The 8,220-nt window shown below is 64.4% G+C and carries 9 protein-coding genes and 1 tRNA gene; 8 read left to right on the forward strand and 2 right to left on the reverse strand.

From position 1 onward, the window contains the following. The first annotated feature begins 87 nt into the window (after positions 1-87). The 3 genes from CH306_RS10725 to CH306_RS10735 are packed head-to-tail and all read left to right on the forward strand — an operon-like array spanning position 88 to position 4,115. Complete coding sequence (locus CH306_RS10725; protein ID WP_094646579.1) at positions 88-1,881, forward strand: ABC transporter ATP-binding protein; 1,794 nt, start codon at positions 88-90, stop codon at positions 1,879-1,881. Then, positions 1,874-3,697 (forward strand): ABC transporter ATP-binding protein, encoded by a 1,824-nt coding sequence (locus CH306_RS10730; RefSeq protein ID WP_094646580.1) that lies wholly within the window; start codon positions 1,874-1,876, stop codon positions 3,695-3,697. The genes CH306_RS10725 and CH306_RS10730 overlap by 8 nt, the downstream gene beginning before the upstream one ends. 40 nt (positions 3,698-3,737) lie before the next feature. Further along, the gene (locus CH306_RS10735; RefSeq protein ID WP_256981127.1) at positions 3,738-4,115 is read left to right on the forward strand and encodes a hypothetical protein; all 378 of its coding nucleotides are present in this window, start codon (positions 3,738-3,740) and stop codon (positions 4,113-4,115) included. A gap of 22 nt (positions 4,116-4,137) precedes the next feature. Here CH306_RS10735 and CH306_RS10740 read toward each other — a convergent pair whose 3' ends face one another. Beyond that, the gene (locus tag CH306_RS10740; protein WP_094646601.1) at positions 4,138-4,479 is read right to left on the reverse strand and encodes a hypothetical protein; all 342 of its coding nucleotides are present in this window, start codon (positions 4,477-4,479) and stop codon (positions 4,138-4,140) included. Between the two features lie 188 nt (positions 4,480-4,667). Between CH306_RS10740 and CH306_RS10745 the strand changes: the two genes are divergently transcribed. Then, entirely contained in the window at positions 4,668-5,183 is a 516-nt protein-coding gene (locus CH306_RS10745; RefSeq protein ID WP_032395594.1) for a putative glycolipid-binding domain-containing protein, read from the forward strand. Here the strand turns inward: CH306_RS10745 and CH306_RS10750 are convergent. After that, positions 5,156-6,127, reverse strand: a complete 972-nt coding sequence (locus CH306_RS10750; RefSeq protein ID WP_094646602.1) for a prephenate dehydrogenase — start codon at positions 6,125-6,127, stop codon at positions 5,156-5,158. The genes CH306_RS10745 and CH306_RS10750 overlap by 28 nt on opposite strands. Positions 6,128-6,190: 63 nt before the next feature. Here CH306_RS10750 and CH306_RS10755 point away from each other — a divergent pair, with 63 nt between their 5' ends. The 4 genes from CH306_RS10755 to CH306_RS10770 all read left to right on the forward strand — a co-directional run bounded on the left by CH306_RS10755 (position 6,191) and on the right by CH306_RS10770 (position 7,676). After that, entirely contained in the window at positions 6,191-6,730 is a 540-nt protein-coding gene (locus CH306_RS10755; protein ID WP_045200815.1) for a tRNA adenosine deaminase-associated protein, read from the forward strand. A gap of 24 nt (positions 6,731-6,754) precedes the next feature. Beyond that, positions 6,755-7,189 (forward strand): nucleoside deaminase, encoded by a 435-nt coding sequence (locus CH306_RS10760; RefSeq protein WP_037187650.1) that lies wholly within the window; start codon positions 6,755-6,757, stop codon positions 7,187-7,189. 107 nt (positions 7,190-7,296) lie between these two features. Next, positions 7,297-7,494: a CsbD family protein gene (locus tag CH306_RS10765; protein WP_032395366.1), complete on the forward strand. Its 198-nt coding sequence runs from the start codon at positions 7,297-7,299 to the stop codon at positions 7,492-7,494. 91 nt (positions 7,495-7,585) lie between these two features. Further along, positions 7,586-7,676 (forward strand) — tRNA-Ser (locus CH306_RS10770). Positions 7,677-8,220: the final 544 nt, after the last annotated feature.

An 8,220-nucleotide genomic window follows, 5' to 3' on the forward strand; every position in this document is an offset into this window, starting at 1 on the left:
CACACTGGAATGCGAGGGCCGAAAAATCGGTTGGAAACTGAGCCTGTGCAATGAAAGCATTCGAGCACAGCAATAAGGAGAAGAACTGTGTCTACGGGTGTGCTCGATCCCGAAACCCGAACCCTCGATCAGCCATACCCGGACACCGCGAAGCCGGCCAGCTCGCTGCGCCGTTTCGCGCCGTTTCTGCTGCCGTACAAGTGGTTCTACATCGCCTCGATCGTGGTCTCGCTGATCGCCACCATGACCGGTCTGGTGATCCCGCTGGTGATGCAACGCGTCATCGACGGGCCCATCACCGATCGTAATTTCTCGGCCGTCTGGTGGCCCGCGGCGTTCGTCCTGTTGCTCGGCACCATCGATGCACTCGGCATCTGGGTTCGCCGTTACCTGGTCTCCCGCCCGTCGAGTCAGTTCGAGATCTCAGCGCGCGCAACAGTATTCGACAAACTCCAGCGACTGTCGGTCGCGGCTCACGAGAGCTGGGAATCGGGTCAGCTGCTTTCTCGTGCCATCGCAGACCTCGGTTCGCTGCGGCGGTTCATGGCCTTCATCGGCCCGTTCATCATCATCAACGCCGTCACACTGGTCGCAGGTATCGGCGTACTGCTGGTGCAGTCCTGGCAATTGGGGCTGATCATGCTGGCGACGTCGGTACCGCTGGTGATCGCCTGCACCAAGTTCGAGACGCTCTATCGCGTCGTGGCCCGCGATGCTCAGGATCAGGCCGGCGACGTCACGACGACAGTCGAGGAATCCATCCAGGGTATTCGTGTCCTCAAGGCGTTCGGTCGAAGTGCGCACCTGGGCAAGCAGTTTCTGCGTCAGGCCCGCACATTGCGGGGCACCGAGCTGAAGAAGGTGCGCTACCTGGCGATCATCTGGGCGGTGATCGTCGGGCTGCAGCCGATCACCATCGGCGCGATCCTCGCCGTAGGTACGTACTCCATCGTCCAGGGCACCATGACGGTCGGCACCCTCGTCGCCGCCATCGCCATCGTCACCTTCCTGCTGTGGCCGATCGAGTCCTTCGGGTATCTCCTGGCCGAGCTGAACAATGCGCGCACGGCAGCGGATCGGTACTGGGAGATCATGGATACTCCCGAAACCGTGACCGATCCGGACAATCCCGTCGAACTGCCCGAAAAGATCCGTGGCCGAGTGCAATTCGATCGCGTCGGATTCACCTTCCCCGACGCGTCCGTACCGCTTCTCGAGGACGTCAGCTTCGTCGTCGAGCCGGGGGAGACCGTCGCGCTGGTCGGCAACACCGGTAGCGGAAAGACCGCGCTGACGAACCTCGTACCCCGGCTGTTCGACGCCACCGAGGGTTCCATCACCATCGACGGAATCGATGTGGCGTCGATGCGGTTGGCCGATCTGCGGTCGATCGTCACGGTGGCGTTCGAGGATCCGGTGCTGTTCTCGGCCAGTGCGCGCGAGAACATCGCGCTCGGTTCGCCCGGAGCCTCCGATGCCGAGGTCGCCGAGGCGTTGGAGATCGCGCACGCAACGGATTTCGTCGAGCAGTTGCCGTGGGGCCTGGCCACTCGCATCGGTGAGCAGGGAATGAGCCTGTCCGGTGGGCAGCGGCAGCGGCTCGCATTGGCGCGGGCGGTGCTGGGCAAGCCCCGGGTACTGGTGCTCGACGACCCGCTGTCCGCGCTCGACGTGGACACCGAAGCCAAAGTGCAGAAGGAATTACGACGCGTGTTGGCGCACTCGACGACACTGCTGGTGGCGCACCGGCCGTCGACCGCTGCCTTGGCCGACCGCGTGCTGTATCTCGAGAACGGACGAATTGTGGAGCAGGGAACACACGAGGGACTGCTGGCGTCGTCGCCACGGTACCGCGAAGTGATGGGGTCGATTCATGGCTGAGCAAACCGCAGCCGCGGATTGGCGCGGCGTCGGCGGCGAGGAATCGGAGGTCGACGCAACCGGAAACCTGGTGTTGGCCGGGCGTTCTCGCCGGTTGCTCGCCTCGTTGGTTCGGCCGTACAAGAAGCAGGCCCTGCTGTCGTTCCTGATCATTCTGGTCGACAACATCACCTACGTTGCCGGTCCGCTGTTCATCGCCTATGCGCTGGACAACGGTGTCGGCGCTGCAGCACAGGGTGATTGGGCTCCGTTGCTGTGGGCGATCGGCGGCTACACCGGCTTCGGTCTGCTCGGGATGCTCACCACCTACGCCTTCCTCACCGTCTCCGGTCGGCTGAGTCAGAACATCCTGTACGACCTGCGCGGTCGGGTGTTCGACCACGCCCAGAAGCTGAGCCTGTCGTTCCACGAGAAGTACACCTCGGGACGGTTGATCTCGCGTCTGACCAGCGATGTCGAATCCCTGCAGACGCTGCTCGAAAGTGCGCTCAACGATGCTCTGACGGCCATCCTGTCGATGGTGTCGATCGCGATCATCCTGGTGTACCTCGACGTTCCGATGGCGATGATCGTGCTGGCCGGATTCGTTCCGCTGGTCCTCGTCACCCGGTGGTCGCAGCGTCGACAACGCCAGGGATACCGTCGAACACGGGTGGCGATCGCCCGCGTCGTGGTTCATTTCGTCGAATCCATGGGCGGTATCCGTGCGGTACAGGTGTTCCGGCGCGAGGGCCGCAACGACGCGATTCTGAGCACCGAGGATTCGGAATACCGCGACGCCACCACCGCAGCGCTGCGCGGGATGGCGAGCTACACCGGCATCGTGCGCTGGATCGGCAACGTCACGCTCGCGATCATCCTGGTGTTCGGTAGCTGGCGAGTGATCAACGGCCACATGGACATCGGTGTGCTCGCCGCCTACGTGTTGTATCTGCGCCGGTTCTACGGACCTCTCGACGAGCTGGCAATGGTCTTCAACGCCTACCAGTCCGCCGCTGCTGCACTGGAGAAGATCTCCGGGGTACTCGAAGAAGAACCGTCGGTGACAGCGCCGAAGAATCCGGTGGAGATCGGAACGGTGAAGGGCGACATCACGTTCGACGACGTGCATTTCTCTTACGGCCCCGAACGCGTCGTGCTGCCGGAGTTCTCGCTGCACGTACCCGCCGGACAGGTGGTCGCGATGGTCGGAGCCACCGGAGCGGGCAAGTCGACACTGGCGAAGCTGTTGGCGCGCTTCTACGATCCGACGGCCGGAGCCGTCCGACTCGACGGCGTCGACATGCGGGACATCAGCGACGATGACCTGCGTCGCAACGTCGTGATGGTGACGCAGGAGTCGTTCCTGTTCTCCGGTTCGGTAGCGGACAACATCCGACTCGGACGTCCCACCGCGACCGATGCCGAAGTTCGGGCCGCGGCCGACGCCGTCGGACTGACGGAGTTCATCGCGTCGCTACCGGAGGGAATCGACACCGACGTGCGCAAGCGCGGTGGCCGATTGTCCTCGGGTCAAAGGCAATTGGTGGCCTTCGCGCGGGTGTTCCTCGCTGCGCCGTCGGTGATCGTGCTGGACGAGGCGACATCGAGCCTCGACATCCCGAGTGAGCGGCTGGTGCAGCGCGCGCTCGAGACCATCCTGCAGGGACGAACGGCGCTGATCATCGCGCACCGACTCTCGACGGTGGCCATCGCGGATCGAGTACTCGTCATGGCCGATGGAAACATCGTCGAGGACGGAACCCCCGAGGACCTCATCGCAGGAGAGGGACGCTTCGCGCACCTGCACGAGGCGTGGGAAGACTCGCTGGTCTGATTTTCGTAACGCGTCGTCGGTCCTGGGCGAAATGACCTGTATGAGAAGAACATTTGTAGCGGCAACACGAGTTGCCACCGTCGTCGTCTCAGGTCTGGCCTTTTCAGCAATCATCGGCGCAGGCGTTTCCCATGCTGACACTCAGGATTGCTCCATCGCCCACGATGCCTTGGGCGCGTCTGCAACGTGCCACGACACCGGTGCTCCTCCGGGGAGGGAGTACGTACTGATCACCGAATGTTGGGGCTTCCATGTCACTGCCGCCGTTCCGTTCCTGGCGGTCGGCCCCTACACCTCGTCGAGCCGATCCTTCGTGCCGACAGGTCAGGCGTCGGGTAACTGCGGTTCGAGCTGGGGCCAGCCGACGTCGACCCTCGGTGTGGTCACCGGTGCCCACGTGGAGATCTATCGCCAGTGAGATCGGCCTGGTGACCGGCTGATCAGGTCCACGGAGTGATCGGCGGCTTGACCCACATGATCTTCTCGTCGGCGTGCTGGGGCGTCGCACCGTCGTGGCCCGGGTGTTCGGCCGCCCACACGGATTTACGGTCGAGCAACTCGGCCACGATGGTCCACGTCTCCATCGTGCTCGGTGGATGCAGGTCGGCAGCGCGGGCCAGCTTCCGGCGGACCGCGTCGGTGAGGTCGAGTAGCTCGGCACCGGTGATGCCGCGATCCCACACATAGCGCGCCAGAGCCTTCGCCTTGTCCTGCCGACTCTTCGCAGCCTGTTCGGAGTGCGCGAAATCGAACTGCCCGCCGCCCGCGTTCTCTGTCGTCACGGGCACAACATTAATGAACTGCGAGAAAAGGCACGTCCGCTTGATCTTCTGGGGGCCTCGTCGCCTACCGTAGGTGGGTGATCACTCAAGCATCGGGTGCAGAGCAAGTCTCCATCCCCGCGACCGATTCCACAGGCGCGAAAACCTGGCCGTCGATCCTGACGTGGCGAGCGCACGACGTTCCCCGCATGGAGTCCGTGCGGGTCCAGCTCTCGGGCAACCGCATCAAGGCTGCCGGACGCATCATCGGTGGCGCGTGCAGCGATCACCCCGCCTTCAGTGCGTCCTACGACCTGGTGACCGACGAATACGGCGTCACCAAGAGGCTCTCGGTGCGCACATCTCTCGCGTCCGGTGACCGCCAGGCCTCCGTCAGCCGTGACGACGAGGGCTACTGGATGGTGGAGAACAGCACCAGCCATCAGCGCTCGACCTACAGTGGCGCGCTCGACGTCGACATGGTGCTCAGCCCATTCTTCAACACTCTGCCGATCCGTCGATTCGGTCTGCACACCCAGGTCCAGGACCTCGAGGTGCCCACGGTGTACGTGAACCTGCTCGACCTCAGCATCCAGGAAGCCACGCTGACCTACAGCAGTGGTTCCGAGGGAATTCACGTCATCTCACCGGTCTCGACGTCGTCCGTAACGGTCGACGCCGACGGTTTTGTTCTCGACTACCCGGGACTGGCCGAGCGGATCTGACGTACGACGCCACCGCGTCGACCCGCGTCCTGCAGTTTTTCCCGCCACCCCGGTTCGCCCGGGGTGACGTCGGTGATCTCGAAGCGTTGATGCTGCTCGTACTGCAGGCGCGCCGTGTTTCCGGCCTCGACCAGTGATTTCGTCGAACCTTCGTCGAGTTCTTCGCGCGCTGCCGTGAGTGCGTCCAGAGCCTCGTCCAGCGCGGTCCGCAGAGCGGCGGCGTTGCCCTCGGTCATCGCCCGAACGAGATTCGGCGACGAGGACGCCACCCGCGTCCCGTCCCGAAACGAGCCCGCAGCCAGGCCCAACGCCAGCGGTCCGCCTGCCGCGCCCACGATCGCGAGTGTCTCGGCCAGCACATGCGGAAGATGGGAGATTCTGGCGACGGCGCGATCGTGCTCGACGCTCTCTGCCGGCACCACCACCGAACCGCAGTCGAGAGCGAGACGGGCCACCCGAACCCACACGTCGGCGTCGACGCCCGGGTCGGTGGACACCACCCACACCGCGTCGGCGAACAGCGTCGGATCGGTGGCCGACCACCCCGAGTGGTTGGTGCCCGCCATGGGATGTCCCCCGACGTAGCGTGCCTGCAAACCCTGCGCCTCGACGGCGGCTGCCATCTCGGCCTTGACGCTGACGACATCGGTCAGCGGAGCTGTGGGGGCATGCTCGGCGACAGCAGTCAGAATCGACTCGACGGCAGGCATCGGAACGGCGACGACGATCAACGCGTCCTGTGCTGCGGCCCTGCTCAGTGCAGCTACCAGATCGGTGCCGACGTCGTATCCATCGGCCAAAGCACCTGCAATCGCGTCGGCCGATCGGTTCCATCCCCATACCGGACGGCCCGCATCGTGTGCCGCGCGCAGGATCGACCCACCGATCAGTCCGAGACCCAGAACGCACACCGAAGAAGAAGTCACCCGATCAGATTGGCACAGGTGGTTGACGTCGATCGGACGTGGACTTCGAATACAGGCCCCTACCGGACTACCGTTGCGCGCATGGCCGCACAGCGCGCGAACAACAACCGCGCATCCGCACCGGAATACGACGACCTCGAGGGATTCGGCGTTGCAGTTGTCCGAGAGGAAGGCAAGTGGACCGTCACGCCGCTGTCCGACGACGCACTGACCAGTCTGTCGGCGGCAGAGACCGAATTGCGTGAGCTGCGCAGTTCTGGAGCGGTGTTCGGAATGCTCGACGTGGACGAGGAATTCTTCGTCATCCTGCGTCCCGCACCGAACGGCACCCGACTGTTGCTCTCCGACGCGGTCGCCGCCGTCGACTACGAAATCGCCGCGGACGTCCTCGATGCGTTGAACATCGAGATTCCCGACGTCGACCCCGACGAACTCGACGACATCGAACCCTACGAGGAGGGTGACCTCGCGTTGCTGGCCGATCTCGGACTCCCCGAAGCTGTGCTCGGCATCATCGTCGCCGAGACCGACGACTACCCCGACGAGCAGCTGCAGTCCATCGCCGAACGCCTGGGCTTCGAGGACGAGTTCACCGCAGCGGTGAACAAGCTGCGGCGGTAGTCCGTGTCGGTATCCGACGCGGACATGATCCGCGCAGCGCTGGCGGCTGCCGCCGAGGCGTCGGATGCCGACGTCCCCGTCGGAGCCGTCGTGTTCGACCCCTCCGGACGTGAGATCGCCCGAGCCTGCAATGCGCGGGAGGCGTCGGGCGACCCCACCGGACACGCTGAAGTGATCGCCCTGCGTCGAGCAGCGGCCGTGCACGGGGATGGCTGGCGACTCGAAGGCTGCACCCTGGCCGTCACCTTGGAACCATGCACGATGTGCGCCGGGGCGCTGGTGCTCGCTCGCGTCGGAGCAGTGGTGTTCGGAGCATGGGAACCCAAGACCGGAGCCGTCGGGTCGCTGTGGGACGTTGTGCGCGACCGTCGACTCACCCATAGACCGCAGGTGCGCGGCGGGGTGTTGGAAGCCGAATGCGCCGAAGTGTTGACCAGGTTCTTCGCTCGCCAGAGATAACGATCCCGTCTCGAGGTGAGGGGCGAGGTGGCCGGGTCCGTCGGTTTTCAGGAGTGTGGAGAGCAGGGGTGCGACGACGCGCTCCAACCTCTGCGAAGGAGAGCACTATGGGAATCGGCGACAAGATTTCGAACAAGACCGAAGACCTCGGCGGCAAGGCAAAGGAAGCCGCTGGTTCGGCCACCGGAGACAAGGACCTCGAAGCAGAGGGCAAGGGCGACCAGACCTCGGCGGCAGTCAAGGACGGCGTCGAGAAGGTCAAGGACGCAGCCTCGAACATCAAGGACAAGCTCACCGGCAACTAGTCGCCGGAGTGGAGCCTGCGGAATGACCGATGGATTCGCGTGCTGAGCAGGCGATTTAGCCTCAGGCCGTCATTCCGGTACAGTCTTCTGCGGTGGCGTGTCCGAGCGGCCTAAGGAGCACGCCTCGAAAGCGTGTGACGGGTAATCCCCGTCCGAGGGTTCAAATCCCTCCGCCACCGCCAAAACTCCCCACCCGATCCGTCGGGTGGGGAGTTTTTTTGTGCGCGCAGTCTGGGGTGGGTGTGGGCTTCAGCCGCAAACGCGCGCGCATTTGTCAGACGCGTTCGGATTCGCTATCGATTCGGGGTCTATTGCGCGCGCTCCTGGCAAGTGCGCGCGCGTTTGCGGGCTCGGCGGGGTGGGATCAGTGGGCGGAAGGGGGCGCACTCAGGAGTTCACCGGTGCTGGGTTCACGGGTGCGGGTGTCGGCTTTGCGCGGCTGTATCTGTTGCAAACGCGCGCGCATTTGTCAGACGCGTTCGGATTCGCCACCGATCCCGGGTCTATTTCGCGCGCACCTGGCAAGTGCGCGCGCGTTTGCGGGCTTGGCGGGGTGGGATCGCTGGGCGGAAGGGGGCGCATTCAGGAGTTCACGGGTGCTGGGTTCACGGGTGCGGGTGTCGGCTGTGCGCGGCTGTATCTGTTGCAAACGCGCGCGCATTTGTCAGACGCGTTCGGATTCGCCACCGATCCCGGGTCTATTTCGCGCGCACCTGGCAAGTGCGC

The organism is Rhodococcus sp. 15-725-2-2b, assembly GCF_002259075.1.
Classification (GTDB): Bacteria; Actinomycetota; Actinomycetes; order Mycobacteriales; family Mycobacteriaceae; genus Rhodococcoides.

What these genes read in the sequence shown, in the direction of transcription:
- CH306_RS10755 (WP_045200815.1), top strand. Translation starts at nt 6,191, where the DNA reads ATGGCCGCACAGCGCGCGAACAACAACCGCGCATCCGCACCGGAATAC.
- CH306_RS10745 (WP_032395594.1), top strand. Translation starts at nt 4,668, where the DNA reads ATGGAGTCCGTGCGGGTCCAGCTCTCGGGCAACCGCATCAAGGCTGCC.
- CH306_RS10760 (WP_037187650.1), top strand. Translation starts at nt 6,755, where the DNA reads ATGATCCGCGCAGCGCTGGCGGCTGCCGCCGAGGCGTCGGATGCCGAC.
- CH306_RS10765 (WP_032395366.1), top strand. Translation starts at nt 7,297, where the DNA reads ATGGGAATCGGCGACAAGATTTCGAACAAGACCGAAGACCTCGGCGGC.
- CH306_RS10730 (WP_094646580.1), top strand. Translation starts at nt 1,874, where the DNA reads ATGGCTGAGCAAACCGCAGCCGCGGATTGGCGCGGCGTCGGCGGCGAG.
- CH306_RS10735 (WP_256981127.1), top strand. Translation starts at nt 3,738, where the DNA reads ATGAGAAGAACATTTGTAGCGGCAACACGAGTTGCCACCGTCGTCGTC.